Origin of the sequence: Coprococcus sp. AM14-16 (assembly GCF_003434675.1) — a bacterium.
GTDB lineage: Bacteria > Bacillota > Clostridia > Lachnospirales > Lachnospiraceae > Coprococcus > Coprococcus aceti.
This window is the reverse complement of record NZ_QTLL01000002.1, coordinates 923,979-943,942: the sequence shown is the minus strand read 5'-3', so window position 1 is coordinate 943,942 and position 19,964 is coordinate 923,979. Positions and strand designations below refer to the sequence as shown.

The following is a 19,964-nucleotide window of genomic DNA, read 5'->3' as shown; positions in this document are numbered from 1 at the left end:
ATCATTATCTCTTCTTATTACAAGTGCTCCATCACCTGTAGATGAATGGAGCACCTGTTTTTGAAATATATAACTAGTATTTTTTACTGTGCTACATCAGTGTTAAGTGATGTGTTGAATGACTCTGTCATATCTGCTGCGTTGTCGTGTGTAACCTCACCATTTACGAGTGACTTACCAAAGTTCTCTGCTGGTGTCCAGTAGTTGCCCATCTTAGGAACAAATGGCTGGATGAATGCTGTTGTATCGAATGTTGCATTCTGAGCTGCTACAAGTGCATCGCCCTTAACTGCATCGCTCTCAAGAAGGCTTGTGTTACATGGAACGATGTTTCTTGCTGTGTAGTGTGACTCCTGTGATGCCTCATTTCCAAGGTAGAGTGCAAGTGCAACTGCAACCTGTGGATACTCACAGTTAGGATTTACAGCGATTGCCTTTGATCCTGCAAATGAGAGGAGCTGCTTGTCCTCACCACCGATCTTGGCTGTTGGCATAACTGCGATTCCGAGATCATCGCCAAGTGCATCGTGTAATGCTGCGTAGTCCCATGAGCCTGAGAACATTGCTGATATTGAACCATCTGTCATACCTGAGATACCAACACCTGACTCATCGTTTACAAAGTTCTTGTTGTTTACAAGATCTACAAGGTAGTCTGTAACAGCCTTGCCGTTGTCGCCACCGAAGTTGATTCCTGCATCATTGTCTGTACCATCACCGAATAATGTTCCGCCATTTGCAAGGTAGAATGCTGCGATGTACCATGAGTTTGTGAGTGGGAATGAAACCTTACCCTTCTCAAGCATTGTATCAAGGCTCTTTACATCATCCTCTGAAAATGTCTTCTTATTGTAGTACATAAACCATGTATTTGTTGTAAATGGCACACCATAGATACCGCCATCAACTGTGATAGAATCTACGATCGCCTGTGAATTTGTTGACTTAACGTAATCTGCTGTGCTTCCGCCGAGCTCTGAGATAGCACCTGCATCGATCAGAGTCTGTAACTGGTCATTTGCGAACATGTATACATCTGCTGACGCTGAAACATCCTGTGTAACAGTCTTTCCTGCATCACCCTCACTACATGTACCATACTCAAATGTGATATCCCAGTTTGGATGCTCTTTCTTGAATGCCTCACATGTTGTCTGTAACCACTCGCCGTAATCAGGTGACTGATCCTCAGCTGGTCCCCATACTGTAAGTGTTGTCTTGATTGCCTCTTCCTCTGAAGCTGCCTCTGTTGCATCTGTAGCCTCTGTTGCATCACTCTTTGCTGCTGTTGTTGACTCATCCTTTCCTGAATCTCCACATCCTGCCAGCATTGACATTCCCATTACACCCGCAAGTGCAACTGCTGCAAATCTCTTAACTCTCATAACCGTTCCTCCTTAAAAATATAGTTTTGATTGAATGTTTTTAACACCTTTGCAGTACCTTTACCTTATGTCATTATTATAAGAAAACGTTTCCAATCCGTATATATCAATGATTTTAGAATCATGTTGGATTTTTTAGATATACTCTGGTTTAGTCAAAAGAATGTTAGCAATTTTATTATGTCCACATATGTAGATTTTATTAACAGTATACAAAAAATGTACCTCTTGAGCTTTAATATGCTTCAAGAGGTACATCCACTCTTCGTATTTTTGTATGATTTTCTAGTTTTCTACTCTCTTTGGGAAATGGAGCATTACTTTCGTGCCGGCTCCCGGGGTGCTTTCGATCTTCACCGCGTACTCCTCTCCATAATATAGCTTGATCCTCTCGTTTACATTTGACACACCGTAGCCATTGGACGACTTGGACAGGATCAGGGCGGCCTGGGTCTTTGTCATACCGACACCGTTGTCAGATACGGTAAAGTCAATGAAATCTCCATTCTCCTTTCCCTCTATGCGTATCTCCCCTCTGCCGTCAGTCTTGACGTCAATTCCATGTCCTATCGCATTTTCAAGCAGCGGCTGAAGTATCAGATTCAATGTTTCATATTTTAAGATACTGTCATCTATGTCGTACACCACATCAAAGCTGTTGTCATGCATGGCAAGCTGGATATCAAGATACGACTTGATATTTGCTATCTCATCTTTGACAAGCAGGATGTTTTTGCCTTTATTCAAGGCTGTCCTGTAGAATGTGGACAGAGACAGGGTGATCCGGCTTATATCCTCCTGCTCCGCCTCAAGGGCTTTCCAGTTGATCATAGACAAAGAATTGTATAGGAAATGTGGATTGATCTGGGCCTGAAGTGCCCTCATCTCGTATTCTTTTTCCTTGATCTTGCTCTGATATACCTCATTGACAGTCTCATCAAGGCGCTTACTCATGCTGTTATAGCCGTTTATAAGATCTCCAATCTCATCAGTACTGTCATTTTCTATAACCATACCCAGATTTCCTGTCTCGGTGGCCTTCATAGTCTTCTGAAGATTTTTTATTCGCTTCGTTATAAATTCTGACACCATATGTATACATAATATACCTGCAAGCATACTTACCAGAAGTGCCACCACCGCTATTATAAGTATCGGGCGGACCGATGAGATTATAAGTCTGTTCGGTTTGTATACACATATGTTCCAGCCGGTCGCCTTGGATGTCTTATCTATGAACTGATACCCCGAATTATCCTTCTGCCTCAGAACATCGAATTTGTCCACATCCAATTCATATGCTGACTGCTCATCATCAAATGTATTCTTATTGAATATCATATGACCATACTCGTCCTCTATGATAAGCCCATAATTATCAAACATTGTCTGTGTGTAAAACGGTTGAAATACATTGTCATAATCCACTCCTACATACAAAACGCCCTTGGCGCCCTTCTGCTCCAGCATGGCCATCCGGCTGACTGAAAATGCTGTGCGGCTTTCCAGGTCAATATGCCAGTGTATATTGTTATCCAGATCATCATATGCATGCGTTCCATCCGCCAGATCTTTTAATGGTGCAACTGTTGACCCATGTTTCACATCACTGGCATCAGTATATATCGTGACCTGGTTTACATCCTCATGGAAATACATGATTGATGCCAGCAGAGGATCGATCACCGTACTGAACTGCTCATAATTCTGATATGCCGATTGATCTGCGCTCAGTATCTTTGCAATCGACTGGTTATACGATATATATTTAGAGAGGTTGTTGTATATCTCCAATTCATTGTCCATGGAATCCGTGGTCTGGCTGACATAAGATTCCAAGATTGTTGTCTCCCGGGCCCACAGGATCTTTTTCATCTCCATATATGTTATACCCAGTATTATCATAACAGGCACAAGTCCGGCCAGCAGATAAATAACAACCATTTTGCCAGTCAGCTTCATATCACGAAATCTCTTCTTGACTCCACCTTTGTTCATCTACGATCCCCCTGCTTAACGAGTTCTGCAATCGTCCTTTTCCAAGTCTGCTGTATGTCTACTCACCGCCTGCAACACCGCTCTCCCTGAATTTCTGAGGGCTCACTCCATAAAACTCCCTGAAACTCGAGCAAAAGTAGGATACATTCTGATAACCACACATCGCACCTATATCTACAATCTTCGCCATACTATTCTCAAGCATATCCCTTGCCCGCTCCATTCTGTATGACTTGATAAATTTGCTCAGGTTCTGTCCTGTCTCTTTCTTAAACACTGTGCTGAGATAACTTGGGGCAAGATATACCATATCCGCAAGCATATCTATGCCAAGCTCGCTCCCGTAATTCCTGTAAATATACTGCTTTACTATCTCCACTTCCTTATGTCCGGTCTGACTCTTGTCCTCAAAGCAGACCGCCAGTCTGTCTATCGCAACCTCAACGAGACCTGTAAGGCTCTGAAAATCCGTCGTCATATACATCTTTTCAACATCTTTGTTAAGATCCGCCTCACTGGTCCCATCTATACTGCCATATATGTCCTTCAAAAGATTTGAGTAGAGAAACTTTATATATATCTGTGAACACTCATTCTTGTGCCTGTACTTTTCACAGAATTTGTCAAAATGTTCCCTGAATGCCTCCACATCCTTCATCTTGATGTCCTGTTTCATCTGTTTCATGAGAGTGTCATCATCAAACTGGATCATTCCTGACGAATCGCTCTCCATATTTGGGTAGAACACCTTTATCTCCGGATGATAAAACTTATTGTCCATAAGCTCATCAAGCTCATCTACCTTCTGTTTCATATCCTCAGGGTTCTCTATATCCGATGAAACTGCTATAAAACATTCCTCATCGTAATCACTTTTAATTATCCTGGCAAGCTCCTGGGCCGTGTAAACCGCATCTGTTTCATCTCCCAGAAAAATAAGTTCCTGTTGTTGATTCAGATTGAGGTATCTCTGTATTCCAAGTGCCATTATCTTCTCATTTTTCTTGAAATCTACATCTCGTCTTCCAAAGAAATCGTGATTAAATTCAACCAGCAGAATTCTCTTAAATCTGGCGAAATTCAGGTTCAGACCGTTGTACTCTCTGCGTATACTCTCTATATCTTCGCCATTTACAAGCATATATAGCGCATGCTCATAAAGAAATTCCATACTCTTGCTCTTGAGCTCATCCGAGGCTTTAGCCGCCTCAAGTTCATCCACAACCTTCTCCAGCGTCTCCTTAAACTCCTTCGGATCGACCGGTTTCAGTATATAATCCACAACTCCCAGCCTTATTGCTCTCTTAGCATAATCAAATTCATTGCAGCCGCTGAATATCACGCATCTCATTTTCTTCTTCTCATTTACCACATTGTCAATGAGTTCTATACCGTCCATGAAAGGCATCTTCACATCGGTGAGGAGGATATCATAATCCGCCTGACGTATCTTCTCCAATGCATCAAGCCCGTTTACTGCCTCGTCGATATCAAATTCCATATTCAGCTTTTTCAGAAGGAATCTTATCCCATTTCTCTCTATTCTCTCATCATCAACGATCAGTATTCTATACATCTCTCCACTGCCTTTCTTTTTCTTGATGTGAACTGATTTCGTATCACATTCCAACTTTAGTATATTTAATTATAACCGACTTACTTCCTGTTCGCCACCAAAACCTAAATCAAAAGGGGACGGAGGTGCCTGACCCCTCCGTCCCCTGCTGTGAAATAAACTAAGTTTTATATTATAATCTCCAAATGTCCTTGTTGTACTCAGCGATGGTTCTGTCTGATGAGAAGAATCCAGCCTTGCTGATGTTGACAAGTGCCTTCTTTGCCCAAGTCTTGCGGTCCTCGTAGTCTACAAGTACGCCTTCCTTGGTCTTGATATAATCCTCAACATCCAGGAGTGTCATGAACCAATCCTTTACGATAAGTTCGTTGTGAAGTCTCTCAAGGCTTTCCTTCTGTCCGATCTCAAGGAGTTCATCGCTCACGATGAAATCAACAAGCTTCTTGATCTCAGGCTGCTCGTAGTAATCCTTTGACACATAATCAGCCTTTGCATAGTGGTCGATGACTGCCTCGCTTGACTCGCCGAAGAAGTAAATGTTGTCCTCGCCGACAAGCTCTCCAATCTCAACATTTGCACCATCTCTTGTTCCGAGTGTAAGCGCGCCGTTCAGCATGAACTTCATGTTTCCGGTACCTGATGCCTCCTTTGATGCAAGTGAGATCTGCTCTGAAATGTCACATGCAGGTATGATCTTTGCTGCCTTTGACACATTGTAGTTCTCGATCATGACAACCTTGAGGTATGGGCTCACCTCTGGGTCATTATCAATGAGCTGCTGCAGGCAGAGGATGAGATGAATGATATCCTTTGCGATGGTGTATGCAGGAGCTGCCTTTGCACCAAATATTACAGTCACAGGAGTCTTTGGAAGATTTCCTGCCTTGATATCGAAGTACTTGTGGATAACCCAGAGTGCGTTCATCTGCTGACGCTTGTACTCATGAAGTCTCTTAACCTGTATATCAAAGATAGAATTCTCATCTATGTCAATGTTCTGTGTCTCCTTAAGGTAATCCTTGAGAACGACCTTGTTCTGCTTCTTGATATCCATGATCTTGCCAAGGACTGCATCATCATCATAGAACTTAGCGAGGTCATTCAGTTTCTCTGCATCCTTCTTGTAGCCGTCACCGATAAGCTCTGTGATATAAGCTGCAAGCTGCTCGTTGCAGTGGAGAAGCCATCTTCTGAATGTGATACCATTTGTCTTGTTGTTGAACTTCTCAGGATAGATCTTGTAGAAGTTGTTCAGCTCAGAATCCTTGAGGATCTCTGTGTGAAGGTATGCAACACCGTTTACACTGTGGCTATAATGTATATCGATGTGTGCCATGTGCACTCTCTGATCCTCGTCAATGATATATACGCTCTCATCCTTGTATCTGTTACGAACCTTCTCGTCCAGCTTCTTGATGATAGGAACAAGCTGTGGAACAACCTTCTCAAGGTAAGCAAGCGGCCACTTCTCAAGAGCCTCTGCAAGGATAGTGTGGTTGGTGTATGCGCACACCTCTGTCACGATCTCTGTAGCCTCGTCAAATGATATTCCCTCAGCGGTAAGAAGTCTGATGAACTCAGGAATCACCATTGAAGGATGTGTATCATTGATCTGAACTGCTGCATAATCAGCCAGGTCGTGAAGATTTGAACCCTTTGCCTTAGCCTCATCAAGAATGAGCTTTGCACCATTTGCCACCATGAAATACTGCTGGTAGATACGGAGAAGATTTCCAGCCTCATCGCTGTCGTCCGGGTACAGGCAGAGTGTCAGGTTCTTTGCAATGTCTGTCTTGTCGAAGCTAATTCCGTCCGGCTCCATGATGGACTCGTCAACGCTCTCGATATCAAAGAGGTGGAGCTTATTTGTTCTGTTCTCGTATCCGGTTACATCTATATCGTACATTCTTGACTGGACTTTCAGGTTGCCAAATGTAATCGTGTTGGTAACGTCTGTCTTCTCAAGCCAGCTGTCTGCCTCAATCCAAGGATTTGCAGTCTCCTTCTGGTAGTTGTTCTCAAATACCTGCTTGAACAGGCCCATGTGGTAGTTAAGTCCGATTCCATCTCCGTGAAGTCCGAGGGTTGCCATGGAGTCGAGGAAGCATGCTGCAAGTCTTCCAAGTCCGCCATTTCCAAGTGATGGTTCCGGCTCAACCTCCTCTATGTCATAGATGCTCTTGCCATTCTCAGCAAGCACCTGTTTAACCTCGTCAAATACACCAAGGTTGATGAGATTGTTCGAGAGAAGCTTTCCAATGAGGAACTCTGCTGAGATATAATAAACCTTCTTCTGTCCCTCCTCTGAAACCTTTCCGTCTGCGAGCTTCTTTGTCATATCAAGGAGTGCGAAGTATATCTCCTCATTTGTACAATCCTTGATCTCCTTGTTGTATTTCTTCATGCAAATGTCCTTTAACATAATATCCTCCTTACAAATATACGTCTTCACCCTGTTTCTTCCATACAGTCTGGTGAGATCCCTTAATTTATCTATATGTTTCTGTGTAAATTCCCATGTTGCTCCCTTGGTAAGCCGCCACTTCCAGTTGCCGCCAAGCGTTGATGGATAGTTCATTCTGGCACTGTTGTCCTTGCCAAGAATATCCTGCATCTGAAGTATGACCGTGTCCGCTGAACTCATGTAAAGCGCGTGTATCATCTTCTCCGCCACATCATCCAGACTGTCAGCCATGAGGTATTTCATCATATATTCCTGAAGATCTTCACTCTGTCCGCTGATGTAGCTTTTCAACATGTCATTGTCGTGGGTTCCGATATATGCTACGTAGTTCTTGGCGTGATTGTGTGGCAGATACTCATTTGCCGTGTTGCCGTCAAATGCAAATTCCAGAACCTTCATGCCCGGATAACCTGACTCATTCACAAGCTTCTGAACCTCAGGCACAACCACACCGAGATCCTCTGCGATGACCTTGGATGAGCCGATCGCACTGTCTATCGCATCGATGAGCTTCTTTCCCGGTCCCTGTCTGTAGTAGCCATCCTTCGGCTCGCCATTTGCCGGGATGCTGTAGTATCTGACTATTCCGATAAAGTGATCTATACGGATCACATCGTAGAGCTTTGCCGATGCAGCAATCCTCTTCTTCCACCATGCGAAATCATCCTTCTCCATGACATCCCAGTCATAGATCGGGTTGCCCCACTTCTGTCCGTAGCTTGAGAACATGTCCGGTGGGCATCCTGCCACAACCGCCGGTGCAAGGCTTCCGGACAGCTGGAACTGGTCCGTGTTCGCCCACACATCAGCACTGTCCAGTGCCACATAGATCGGAATATCTCCAATGATGCTTATGCCGTTTCTGTTGGCGTACCCTTTTAATGGCATCCACTGCTCGTAGAACTTGAACTGAAGGAATTTGTAGAATTCCACGTCTTCACCAAGCTTTTCTCTGTAAGCTGCCATAGCCTCCGGCTTTCTCTTCTTGATCGCCGGTTCCCACGCAAGCCATTCTCTGTTGTTATGATCAGCTTTGATCGCCATATACAGCGCATAGTCATCTATCCACTGTTCATTTTCCTTTATGAAATCTGCGTAACCCCTGCTGTCTTTGTGCTCTGATCTGCCAAATGCTTTTCTGAGTACTTCAAATCTCTGTCTGTACAGTCTGGCATAGTCGATCTCGTCATCACTGTCAGCCCATTTGTAGGATTCTACCTCCTCCTTTGTGAGAAGTCCTTCCTCTATCAATGTATCCAGATCGATAAAATACGGATTGCCCGCAAATGCTGAAAATGACTGATATGGACTGTCACCAAAGCTTGTAGGTCCTATCGGAAGAACCTGCCAGTATTTCTGGCCTGCACGTTTCAACATATCGACAAACTCGTAAGCATCTTTTCCCATGGTTCCTATTCCGTACGGTGATGGGAGACTGCTTATCGGCAGGAGTATTCCTGCGCCACGCTCCAACGCTTTATTCATCTCTGATACCTCCTAAATAGTTCCTGTTATGGCTTGTATTTTATTAGCATTTCCCCTTTTATGCTTGCATTATATAAGCAATTAATTGTACAATTCTATCATCTTGATGATGTACAAAAGGTAAAAGCTGTAAAAAATCGTCGAATTTATGAACAAAAAGGAGGCACATGGTTATATGAACAGTCTTGAATACGAAAATCTTCTGGAGAATAAGACCCATGCGGACCCGATGTTTCCGTACAATACTTACCTGTGCTCCATACCACTTGACTTCAATTCTGTGTCTCTGCACTGGCATGAATTTATGGAGATTATCTATATCAAAAAAGGCAAGGGAAATGTGACTGTGGACTTCACAACTCACTATGTTGAGGAGGGTGACATAGTCATTATCCTGCCAGGACACATTCACGGAATCTCCCAGCACGAAGGCTATTCAATGGAATATGAGAATATTCTTTTCTCCGTCGACATGTTCAGATCCAGAAATCACGACTCACTGGACAGCGAGTTTTTCCTGCCTCTGCTGGCGGGCGACTTGGATATCAAGAGTATTTATGACAGGGACGATCCATTATATCCGTCTCTTTCCGCGTGTCTTAACAGGGTAGACAAGCTCTGCTCAGAGACGCCAAAGGGATACCACCTTGCACTTAAGGGATGCTATTTTGAATTCTTCTACATTCTCTATGCCAACTCCACCGCAAGGGATGAGGCAGACAGGAAGAACCGAGCCAGGGATCTGGAGAGAACAAAACTCATCCTCTCCTACATAGACGAAAATTACAAAGAGGCCATATCCATAACGGATATAGCCTCCTACTGTGGATTCTCTGAATCCCATTTTATGCGATTTTTCAAGAACACCATGGGGGTGTCATTTGTATCATATCTGAACGACTTCAGGCTGAATGTTGCCGCAAGACTTCTCTCCACAAATGATGAGAATGTGCTGTCTGTAGCAGAAAACTGCGGATTCTTCAACCTGTCATATTTCAACAGAATGTTTAAGAAAAAATATGGCGTGACACCGAGCCGGTACAGAGAAACTCACAACTGACAACAGAGCGTATATTCCCTACTGAAAAGTCACCACTCAAACTGCGCCATGCATACTTCAGTTACGCATCCGATCTGGAGTATGAATTTTTCATCTGATTGCTCAGCTCATAAAGCACCTTCCCAAGAGTGTCGCTTGCCGCCTGCCTTACCATGTCCGCCATCTCCTGATTGGCCTGCTGTCTGAGTTTCTGCCCCAACTTACTGACAGCATCCGTCTGCACATCCCTATCAGCTCCGAGAAGATCATCATACCTGTATATGATCTCATGAGCCTTAGACATGACCTTCTCGTCATATCTCTCAATATGGAACACCGACTTCGCATAAGATGCGTCCGCCATCGCCGCGATCATACGGCTGGTCCAGTAGAAGTTGTCCGTGGAAATATCCGCCCCTGTATTTGCCAGATACTCAGGAGTCGTGTCTACATTTGCATAGAAAGGAACCATGACATTGAATGCATTCGATGCAAATGCTATCCACTGTACAGTGCAGATCTCCTCTCCAACATATGGTCTCATCTGGATCGCCGACATGAAATCCGTCCTGTTCACACCTATCGATCTATATGCCCCGCGCATCTTATTGTCGCCGTAATTGCCGTACGGATCATACGGAGTTCCCTGATAATGCGAAGAAAGCACATACTTCACATCCTCCATGGTTACCTTCTTCTCTGGTATCATGCACCATGGAATGTCATCCGAAACCGGCGTAAAGTCCGCATCCGGTCCGTCCCAGACTGCCGAATTCGGGTTGAGCGTCCTCTCCATGAACCATGCCCTCGGGGTGTTGTACACGTGATCCGCGTCGTCGTGGCTGCCGAATATATCCCGTGGACAGATCATGTCCTCCATATTCTCCACGTTCAGATGATACTTCTCTATAAATTCTGGAAGATCTGCCGAGCACATGAACTCGCTCTGCGCTCCCATTGCATCTGCCATATCAAATTCGTCCATACCAAACTGGTTTGGCATGACAACATACACATCATCAGGAACTTTTCTCGCGACCCAATGATGTCCTCCGATGGTCTCAAGCCACCAGATCTCGTTCACATCCTGAAATGCAATTCCGTTCATCTCATAGGTTCCATATCGTTCAAGCAGGCTGCCAAGTCTCTTAACACCCTCCCTTGCACTCTTTATATATGGAAGTGTGATGCTGACTATATCCTCCTCGCCTATACCTCCAGCCTTCTCAGGCTTATCTCCTTCCGCAGGCTCATAGCACACCAGTGGATCCGCGCCGAGCACTCTTGGATTTGAGGTTATGGTCTCCGTCGCCGTCATAGCCACATTTGCAGAATTCACTCCGCTTGCCGCCCAGATTCCTTCGCCCGCCAGCGCATTTGGAACACAGGTGTAACGCATCGGATCATCCGGAAGTTCAATCTCCACATGGGATATCTCCGACTTGTATATTCTTGGCTGCTCCTCCGGCTTCACAACCACATATTTCTTCGGCGTGTACGAACCGGCACCCGAATCGTCATTTCTCGCTATTATTGTTGAACCGTCATAAGACGCATTTTTTCCTACCAGTATTGTTGTACATGGCATGATCTATTCCTCCATTTTTTTTATATTTTTCATCTTTTTTATGAAAAAAATATAATATATCCCGCAAGGCTTCCGAGGGTATTCATAACCACATCATCGAGCTGGCAGTAACCGCGCTCCGTTATAAGCTGAACCGTCTCTATGCAGACACTGCACAGAAATCCAAACAGTACAGTACATTTGGACAACCTGTCTACCGCCCTGCCATCGCCATTCTTACTTCCAGCCACCGCCAGCGGGAAAAGCACGCCGAACGGCACAAAGAGCAATATATTTTCTATGACAAATGCGTGCTCCTGGAGCGTCACTCCCCACGTCTGAAACAGCGTCATGTCAATGCCTTGCCTTGAGCCCGGCTCTCTGGACAGGAACACAGTAACTGCCATCACCGCCAGATACACCACCAGCAGAAACCACACTATTGACTTCTTCACACGTCCGCCGGCACTGACCTTTTTTCCTGCAGGACTCACTGTATACACGAGATAAGTAACGACTGCTATGCACCCGCACAAAATACCTATCGGAAGGTAGCCCGCGACCTCCATTATATCTTTTATAATAAGTTCAAACATAAATTCCCCTCAAAAATTTATACTATACTATGTCTCGCTGCTCATTATATCATGATTCGCACCTACGGTGCTTTCCGTTGCTGTCGCAACTATCATGATCCAATTCGCCGCTCGCCAATCATGCAAGCATGTTGGCTCACTTGTGCTCATTATATCATACGTCTCACATATGCGCGATGACCTACGTCTCATCAGCATGCTACATTATATCATATGTCGTCATGTGTCATCACGATGACCTGCGCACGCATCAGCGTGCTACATTATACCACGATTCCCAACATGTGTCATTTTACACATTGTTTACATACACCGCGTCTGATATACTTTACATGTCAGTCCAACTAACCATTTGGACGGGCTGAACAAATATAGAACAGGAAATATCCAACATGATAATAGCAAAAAAAATTCTAAAAATAACTTGTATCGTCCTCGGCGTAATCCTTGCGGCCGCCATAATATTTGTAGGAGTTCTCACTATAACAGAATACAAGCCAGACGATTCCGAATCCCTTGAGGTCACATCTGGAAGCACATTTGGCAAAAATGCAACCGACTCAGCCAAGCTTTCACCATCTGTCGGCGACTCCATATCCATCGTGACATGGAATCTCGGCTACGGATCCCTCGGTGCAAATGCTGACTTTTTCATGGACGGAGGAGACAGTGTGTACACTTCCACAGCCAAGCAGGTAAACGACAATATGGAGGCCATCACATCAGAGCTGAATTCACTTGCCGCTGACATCTTTCTTCTCCAGGAGGTCGATGCGCGATCATCCAGAAGCCACAAGATAAACGAAGCCGATATTTTGAGGGAAAAGCTGCCGTCATACACAAGCTCATACGCCTACAACTACAAAACACTCATGGTTCCATATCCACTTCCACCGATCGGCAGAGTGACATCAGGAATAATGACTCTCAGCTCATTTGAAGTATCGGATGCAGAAAGAATACAGCTTCCATGTCCATTTTCCTACCCGATCAGACTGTGTAACCTGAAAAGATGCCTGATCGTGTCCAGAATACCGATTGCCGGAAGTGAACACGAACTCGTCATAGTAAATCTCCACCTGGAGGCTTATGACTCAGGCGAGGGCAAAGCCGCCCAGACCAGGATGCTCGCCGACATTCTCCAAAATGAGGCTGCAGCAGGGAACTACGTTATCGCAGGAGGCGACTTCAACCAGACTTTTTCAAATGTGGATCTGTCCGCATACCCTCAGCAGTCCGCTGACCTGTGGGCACCAGGAAGCATAGATGTATCTGAATTTGGAGATTCCTTCACCTGCACCACCGATTCCTCAGCTCCGACATGCCGATCCCTGGACAAACCATACGAAGGACATGACCACGAGAGTTTCCAATATTATGTCATCGACGGATTCATAGTATCGAGCAATTTGCAGATCAACTCCACAGAGACCATAGATCTGGATTTTAAAAACAGCGATCACAATCCGATAAGACTCGATGTTGCGTTGAAATAAACTATATTTTCAGTTGTTTTATGCATGTTATTTTAATTAACATTAATTGTGTATGATTTTATGTTTAAAATACATTTTTCTCTTGATTTATGCCGTTTTTACATGTATTATGGCATTGTAAATGTTATAAATATTAACATTTGTTGCTAGTTTTGAATAATACTTCTAAGAATAATAGAGAATACTCATCAGAGAAAGGAATTTTGATCATGAAGAAATTATCACAGTCACGTCTCGCCGACACTGTCATGAACGGAAGAAAAGAAAAGGGTATGACCCAGGCTCAGCTCGCCGATGCAACCGGTATCAACAGAGCACTCATTTCCAGAATAGAGCAGAAGGATTTTGTTCCTTCTATAGAGCAGCTCGAAAGTTTGTCAGAGGTTTTGAACTTCGACCTCACAGAAATGTTCATCAATGCTGGCGCACACAAGCTCGAGTCTCCATCCCCACTGAACATTGCAGTGGCAGGAACCGGTTACGTTGGTCTGTCCATTGCGACCCTGCTGGCACAGCACAACCATGTAACGGCAGTTGACATCATCCCTGAAAAGGTTGATCTCATCAACAACAAGAAATCCCCTATACAGGACGACTATATTGAGAAATATCTCGCCGAGAAGGAGCTTGATCTCACAGCAACTCTCGATGGCAAATCAGCATACAAGGATGCAGATTTCGTAATCATAGCTGCTCCGACAAACTACGACAGCAACAAGAACTATTTCGACACATCAGCCGTTGAGGCCGTTATCGAGCTCGTCCTCAAGGTCAACCCGGATGCCATCATGGTCATCAAATCAACTATACCAGTTGGATATACCGAGTCCGTAAGGAAGAAATACAACACGTCAAATATCATTTTCAGCCCAGAGTTTCTTCGTGAATCAAAGGCACTGTACGACAACCTCTATCCATCAAGGATAATTGTCAGCACAGACAAGAATGACGAGAAGATAGTTAAGGCATCCCATACATTTGCCGCACTGCTTCAGGAGGGTGCCCTCAAGGAAGATATAGACACTCTGTTCATGGGCTTCACCGAAGCTGAGGCTGTAAAGTTATTTGCAAATACCTATCTCGCACTCCGCGTGTCCTACTTCAACGAGCTTGACACATACGCAGAGATGAAGGGACTTAACACACAGGACATCATAAACGGCGTATGTCTCGACCCAAGAATCGGAACACACTACAATAACCCATCATTTGGATACGGCGGATACTGTCTGCCAAAGGATACAAAGCAGCTCCTTGCCAACTACAACGACGTGCCTCAGAATATGATGAGCGCCATCGTTGAGAGCAACAGAACGAGAAAGGACTTCATCGCAGACCGCGTTCTCTCCATCGCAGGCTACTACGACTACAACAATAACGGGGATTACTCAGCAGCCCAGGAGAAGGAATGTGTCATAGGTGTATACAGACTGACGATGAAGAGCAACTCCGACAACTTCCGCCAGAGCAGTATACAGGGTGTCATGAAGCGTATCAAAGCCAAGGGCGCAACCGTCGTTGTATACGAGCCAACCCTTGAAGACGGAACCACATTCTTCGGAAGCAAAGTTGTAAATGACCTAGACAAATTCAAATCCATGTCCGACGCTGTCATCGCCAACAGGTACAATTCATGCCTCGACGACATCAAAGACAAGGTATACACAAGAGATCTGTTCCAGAGAGACTAATCTTTAAGAAGACCTTTAAGAACATTTTTATAACATAAAAAATAACCGAATGATACGAATTAAAACTTGTATCATTCGGTTATTTTTTGTCAATATTTCTTATGAATTAGCCTGAGCCTTGAGCTCCTCAAGCATCTGAGGAAGTCTTGTATCCATCTCGTCATCCTTGAACTGACATGTACCAACCTTCCTGTGTCCACCGCCACCATACTTGAGCATAAGGCTTCCAACATCCATGGTCGCTGTGCGGTTCAGGATACTGTATCCAACTGCTGCCGAACATCCCTGTCCACCACGTCCGCTTACTATCCACGCTGACACATTCTGTTCAGGATACATACTGTATATCATGAAACGATTGCCGGTGTATATCGGATCCACTCCGCGAAGATCGCTTATGATAAGATTACCGTCCACTATGGTATGTGCCTTGACCATCTCCTTGAACTTCTCTGTCTGCTCATTATACAGAACTATTCTCTCCTGTATATCCGGCATGGCAAGTATCTCATCAGTGGTCATGGTACGACATGCATCTATAAGCTTCTCCATGAGCTGATAGTTTGATATGGTGAAATTTCTGAATCTTCCAAGTCCGGTTCTAGGATCCATCAGGAATCCAATAAGTATCCATCCCTTTGGATTCTGTACCTCATCGATGGTAAGATTACCTGAATCAACCTTATCAACAGCCTCCATCATATCGTCAAACTGCGGAAATCTCTCTCTGCCTCCATAATACTCATAGATTATTCTAGCGCACGATGGAGTTATACGACTCTCCCCCTTGTATTTACCCTCAAGCGCCAATCTCTCATGCTCACTTGAATGATGATCGAACCAAAGTCCGCAGCCCTCAACAAATGGCACATTTGCAAGGCAGTCATCCTCCGTAACCTCAATCAATCCGTCCTGAAGATCCTTCGGATGCGCAAACTTCCAATGATCAATAATTCCCGCTTCCTTCAGCAGTGCGCCACACGCAAGTCCATCAAAATCCGATCTTGTAACCAACCTCATAGTAAATCCTCCCTGGTATTGAACTTCAGCCCTGTAAAACCGGGCTGAATAGTTCATTTTCCGCAACAAATATATTTTAATTATATAGAAGTGGGTGGGGGATTTCAAGGAGCATTTTTATCAGTGATAGGGCTCACCATTCCAATCAGATATCCGCTTACCGAGTTCCATAACTTGTTTCTTCACATCCAGCATACCAGCCATGTTCTCCAAGGTCATATGCTCCGCAACACTCCTTGCAAACTTGACCTTTTTGCCTGCAAAGCCTCTGTAATACGGCTCTATGTAACCAGGAAACAGCTCATACTGTCCACACGGCTTCTTCAAACTGATTCCCAGAACTTCCTCTATGACTTCCTTTGGGATGTAATTTTCTATCTCCTTGCCCTTAGTAACCCATGACATCATCCCAAGATCATCAAATTCCTGAATTATTCTCTTCTTGGTATCATTCAGCCGGGCATTCCTGTTTTTCTTATCACTATCCATCACAATGACCGCATTTCTGTTGGTCTTGATAACACTTATGAGCTCCGTCATCTCCTCAGCCGAGTACTGTGACAGCAGTCTTCCACCATAATACAGGAACTGGTAGTGCACGCCCTCCACGAAACGGTCCGGGAAATACATGTCTAGCCAGTGTTTTATATACACTCTGTCTGACGGTCCTTCCACCCATATAATCCCATTTGACTGAAGAAGATCGCTTGCCTTCACGTCCAGATCATCCAGTATCCGGGTCTTGTCCAGATACGATTCTATCCTTTTGACAAATGCTCTGCCGTCCTGCTTGTACACATGGAATATCACAGCATCGTCCTTGTCGTAGAATGCATTTATCGCCACATGGGAATGGGTCGTGATGAACACCTGAACATCATTCTTTTCAGCAAATTCATATATATACTCAAACAGTTTCCTCTGCATGGCAGGGTGAAGATTATTCTCAAGCTCCTCAAAACCATAGATCATCTTCTTATCCTTATACCCCTCCAGCTCCGGTATAACCAGCAGATTTAGCAGCACCAGAATGATCGTCTTAAGACCGCTTCCCATGCGTGACAAAGGGCACCTGCTCATGCCCTTTTCCTTGAGAAACACCTCCCACCGGATATTCCCATATCCATCCTGTACCTGCTGCACCCTTATGCTCTCAAATACAGCCTCCGGACTCATGATCTCATTTACCGCTTTTAGAAGAGTGTCCTCAATTATCGTCTCATCGTAACTGCTATTGTTCAGAAATGCCCTAATAATGTTGCTTGCACCACTGCCAGTGCTGGACAGATCCTCCAGAGTCTCACCAAGCTTCTCTTCCTCCTCGGGAACAATATTGCGCTCCGCAGCAACGTGTCTGAATACATATCTGTCCCTCTCATTACCTATATCAACTCCCACTCCATTTGCATATGAAGTATTCCATAGAGGCAGTCTGTCATTCCACTCCACTATGTAACCACCACTGTCCTCAGGCTCCACCCTGTATCCTATCGAACGTCCATTTGACAGGTTCCACATGGTTCCGCTTGTATAACCTTGAATTGATGAATACCCACGAAGCAAGCTGTCACACATCTCCCGGGTGACCGGTATCTCCGCGATGATCTCGTCCGCACAGGATGCGATCTGCTCTCTGAATGCATACATCCTGTCATACATCATCCCCACCACGTCGATGACACTTGATTTTCCGCTGTTGTTCTTGCCGATTATCACTGACACCCTTGGGAGGTTGTCAAGTTCTGTGTATGTGTCGGCGGTGAAGGCTTTGTAGCCTTTGAATCTTATTCCTTTGTACATGGGTGACTCCTTTCTACTACAATATATTTATGGTTGATAGATTTATCACTGTTTTATGTGCCAATATCGAATACGTATATACCGTAATTTTAATATGTTTTCTATTTAAATCAATATTTATGTCGTTTTGTGAGCAATTATAAAATTACACATTCACACATCATAATGAATATATGCAACGTATTGACATCTCCCCATACTGGTGTTATCTTCGCAATTATAAGCATCACATACCGTAATATTTTTTGTATTTGGTTGATATGTGTTATTTTAAATCACATCAAGGCATTGCACCGATTGTCTATCAACTTGCAATATAAATTTAGAGAGGACTCTACCCATGAAAAAAATATCAATAACCAAGATGGCCGAAGCCCTTGACTTTGAAGTTGTTGATCTGTTAGAAGAGAAAAAGAAAGCTGTCAATACAACAAGCCTCGACAGAGCATACAATATAGCAGTAGCAGGTACCGGTTATGTTGGTCTGTCAATCGCAACGCTTCTTGCACAGCACAACCATGTAACTGCGGTCGATATCATTCCTGAAAAGGTTGAACTTATCAACAACAGAAAATCTCCTATCCAGGACGACTATATAGAGATGTATCTTGCCGAGAAGAAACTGGATCTCACCGCAACCCTTGATGCCGAGGAAGCATACAGAACTGCTGACTTTGTGGTCATAGCGGCTCCAACCAACTACGACAGTAAAAAGAATTTCTTCGACTGCTCTGCAGTCGAAGCCGTTATAGAGCTTGTACTCAAAGTAAATCCTGATGCTACAATGATCATCAAATCAACCGTTCCAGTGGGCTATACTGCTTCTGTAAGAGAGAAATACAATACCAGGAATATCATATTCAGTCCTGAATTTCTACGGGAATCTAAGGCTCTGTACGACAACCTCTACCCATCACGAATCATCGTATCCTGCGATGAAGAGTCGTCCGAAAAGGCCCACACATTTGCGGCATTGCTTCAGCAGGGAGCTATCAAAGAAAATATCGATACACTGTTCATGGGCTTCACAGAGGCAGAGGCTGTAAAGCTCTTTGCAAATACTTACCTTGCATTACGTGTCTCATATTTCAACGAACTTGACACCTACGCAGAAACAAGGGGACTAAATACACAGGAGATCATCAATGGAGTATGTCTTGATCCGCGTATCGGCAATCACTATAACAATCCAAGTTTCGGATATGGTGGATACTGCCTTCCAAAGGATACAAAGCAGCTGCTGGCAAACTACAACGATGTGCCACAGAACATGATATCTGCCATTGTCGAGAGCAACAAGACAAGAAAAGATTTCATAGCGGACCAGGTACTGAATATGACCGGCTACTATGATTATAATAATCGCGGTGATTTCGCTCCTGAACAGGAGAAGGAATGTGTGATTGGCGTGTACCGCCTGACCATGAAGAGCAACTCAGATAATTTCCGCCAATCCTCCATCCAGGGTGTCATAAAAAGGATCAAGGCCAAAGGCGCCAAAGTTATCATCTACGAGCCAACTCTCAAGAACGGCGAAACATTCTTCGGCTCAGAAGTGGTAAATAACCTTAAGAAATTCAAAAAAATCAGCCATGCTATCATCGCCAACAGATACGACTCGTGCCTTGACGATGTGAAGGATAAAGTTTATACGAGGGATATTTTTAAGAGAGATTAATCTCTAAAAATTGTTAAAACATTCACGCCAATTCCTTTGCCTCCAAATCCTCATGCAACTTTGGGGATTGCCCTCTGCAATAGTTGGTATTTTAAGTATACAATAAACAGTATTATGCTAATTTAAGGAGTCAACAACTTATGTCCCCTTTTTAATTATCATTTCACTT

12 protein-coding genes and 1 pseudogene are annotated in these 19,964 nt (G+C 44.2%); 4 read left to right on the top strand and 9 right to left on the bottom strand.

Annotated elements, in window-relative coordinates; genetic code table 11:
• Window positions 1–83 precede the first annotated feature (83 nt).
• The 5 genes and pseudogenes from DW159_RS10185 to malQ form a co-directional block, all read right to left on the bottom strand.
• A complete protein-coding gene (locus DW159_RS10185; RefSeq protein WP_117550501.1) occupies window positions 84–1,385 on the bottom strand; it encodes an extracellular solute-binding protein in 1,302 nt (433 codons plus the stop codon).
• A 285-nt stretch (window positions 1,386–1,670) separates the two neighbouring features.
• Window positions 1,671–3,383, bottom strand: coding sequence for a sensor histidine kinase (locus tag DW159_RS10180; protein ID WP_117550499.1), 1,713 nt, complete (start codon window positions 3,381–3,383; stop codon window positions 1,671–1,673).
• 58 nt (window positions 3,384–3,441) lie between these two features.
• Window positions 3,442–4,959, bottom strand: coding sequence for a response regulator transcription factor (locus DW159_RS10175; protein ID WP_117550595.1), 1,518 nt, complete (start codon window positions 4,957–4,959; stop codon window positions 3,442–3,444).
• A 172-nt stretch (window positions 4,960–5,131) separates the two neighbouring features.
• Window positions 5,132–7,381 (bottom strand): glycogen/starch/alpha-glucan phosphorylase, encoded by a 2,250-nt coding sequence (locus tag DW159_RS14235; protein WP_242992672.1) that lies wholly within the window; start codon window positions 7,379–7,381, stop codon window positions 5,132–5,134.
• Window positions 7,382–7,429: 48 nt separating this feature from the next.
• A pseudogene (gene malQ / locus DW159_RS14230) lies at window positions 7,430–8,908 on the bottom strand (4-alpha-glucanotransferase); the annotation flags it as partial.
• A 175-nt stretch (window positions 8,909–9,083) separates the two neighbouring features.
• On the opposite strand from malQ, the gene DW159_RS10165 reads away from it, so the two are divergent.
• Window positions 9,084–9,968: an AraC family transcriptional regulator gene (locus DW159_RS10165; RefSeq protein WP_117550495.1), complete on the top strand. Its 885-nt coding sequence runs from the start codon at window positions 9,084–9,086 to the stop codon at window positions 9,966–9,968.
• A 61-nt stretch (window positions 9,969–10,029) separates the two neighbouring features.
• Here the strand turns inward: DW159_RS10165 and DW159_RS10160 are convergent, their stop codons facing one another.
• Both DW159_RS10160 and DW159_RS10155 read right to left on the bottom strand, forming a co-directional pair.
• Window positions 10,030–11,535 (bottom strand): C69 family dipeptidase, encoded by a 1,506-nt coding sequence (locus DW159_RS10160; protein ID WP_117550493.1) that lies wholly within the window; start codon window positions 11,533–11,535, stop codon window positions 10,030–10,032.
• 38 nt (window positions 11,536–11,573) lie between these two features.
• Window positions 11,574–12,110: a VanZ family protein gene (locus tag DW159_RS10155; RefSeq protein WP_117550491.1), complete on the bottom strand. Its 537-nt coding sequence runs from the start codon at window positions 12,108–12,110 to the stop codon at window positions 11,574–11,576.
• A 392-nt stretch (window positions 12,111–12,502) separates the two neighbouring features.
• Here DW159_RS10155 and DW159_RS10150 point away from each other — a divergent pair, with 392 nt between their 5' ends.
• Together DW159_RS10150 and DW159_RS10145 are read left to right on the top strand one after the other, a co-directional pair.
• Complete coding sequence (locus tag DW159_RS10150) at window positions 12,503–13,606, top strand: endonuclease/exonuclease/phosphatase family protein (protein ID WP_117550489.1); 1,104 nt, start codon at window positions 12,503–12,505, stop codon at window positions 13,604–13,606.
• 209 nt (window positions 13,607–13,815) lie between these two features.
• The gene (locus tag DW159_RS10145; protein WP_022215939.1) at window positions 13,816–15,297 is read left to right on the top strand and encodes a nucleotide sugar dehydrogenase; all 1,482 of its coding nucleotides are present in this window, start codon (window positions 13,816–13,818) and stop codon (window positions 15,295–15,297) included.
• Between the two features lie 99 nt (window positions 15,298–15,396).
• Here DW159_RS10145 and DW159_RS10140 read toward each other — a convergent pair whose 3' ends face one another.
• Both DW159_RS10140 and DW159_RS10135 read right to left on the bottom strand, forming a co-directional pair.
• The gene (locus DW159_RS10140) at window positions 15,397–16,317 is read right to left on the bottom strand and encodes a hypothetical protein (RefSeq protein WP_055223542.1); all 921 of its coding nucleotides are present in this window, start codon (window positions 16,315–16,317) and stop codon (window positions 15,397–15,399) included.
• A 120-nt stretch (window positions 16,318–16,437) separates the two neighbouring features.
• Complete coding sequence (locus tag DW159_RS10135; protein ID WP_117550487.1) at window positions 16,438–18,117, bottom strand: ATP-dependent nuclease; 1,680 nt, start codon at window positions 18,115–18,117, stop codon at window positions 16,438–16,440.
• A 340-nt stretch (window positions 18,118–18,457) separates the two neighbouring features.
• Here DW159_RS10135 and DW159_RS10130 point away from each other — a divergent pair, with 340 nt between their 5' ends.
• Window positions 18,458–19,795, top strand: coding sequence for a nucleotide sugar dehydrogenase (locus DW159_RS10130; protein ID WP_117550485.1), 1,338 nt, complete (start codon window positions 18,458–18,460; stop codon window positions 19,793–19,795).
• Window positions 19,796–19,964 lie beyond the last annotated feature (169 nt).

What these genes read in the sequence shown, in the direction of transcription:
- DW159_RS10185 (WP_117550501.1), bottom strand. Translation starts at nt 1,385, where the DNA reads ATGAGAGTTAAGAGATTTGCAGCAGTTGCACTTGCGGGTGTAATGGGA.
- DW159_RS10165 (WP_117550495.1), top strand. Translation starts at nt 9,084, where the DNA reads ATGAACAGTCTTGAATACGAAAATCTTCTGGAGAATAAGACCCATGCG.
- DW159_RS10135 (WP_117550487.1), bottom strand. Translation starts at nt 18,117, where the DNA reads ATGTACAAAGGAATAAGATTCAAAGGCTACAAAGCCTTCACCGCCGAC.
- DW159_RS10160 (WP_117550493.1), bottom strand. Translation starts at nt 11,535, where the DNA reads ATGCCATGTACAACAATACTGGTAGGAAAAAATGCGTCTTATGACGGT.
- DW159_RS10150 (WP_117550489.1), top strand. Translation starts at nt 12,503, where the DNA reads ATGATAATAGCAAAAAAAATTCTAAAAATAACTTGTATCGTCCTCGGC.
- DW159_RS10145 (WP_022215939.1), top strand. Translation starts at nt 13,816, where the DNA reads ATGAAGAAATTATCACAGTCACGTCTCGCCGACACTGTCATGAACGGA.
- DW159_RS10175 (WP_117550595.1), bottom strand. Translation starts at nt 4,959, where the DNA reads ATGTATAGAATACTGATCGTTGATGATGAGAGAATAGAGAGAAATGGG.
- DW159_RS10180 (WP_117550499.1), bottom strand. Translation starts at nt 3,383, where the DNA reads ATGAACAAAGGTGGAGTCAAGAAGAGATTTCGTGATATGAAGCTGACT.
- DW159_RS14235 (WP_242992672.1), bottom strand. Translation starts at nt 7,381, where the DNA reads ATGTTAAAGGACATTTGCATGAAGAAATACAACAAGGAGATCAAGGAT.
- DW159_RS10155 (WP_117550491.1), bottom strand. Translation starts at nt 12,110, where the DNA reads ATGTTTGAACTTATTATAAAAGATATAATGGAGGTCGCGGGCTACCTT.
- DW159_RS10140 (WP_055223542.1), bottom strand. Translation starts at nt 16,317, where the DNA reads ATGAGGTTGGTTACAAGATCGGATTTTGATGGACTTGCGTGTGGCGCA.
- DW159_RS10130 (WP_117550485.1), top strand. Translation starts at nt 18,458, where the DNA reads ATGAAAAAAATATCAATAACCAAGATGGCCGAAGCCCTTGACTTTGAA.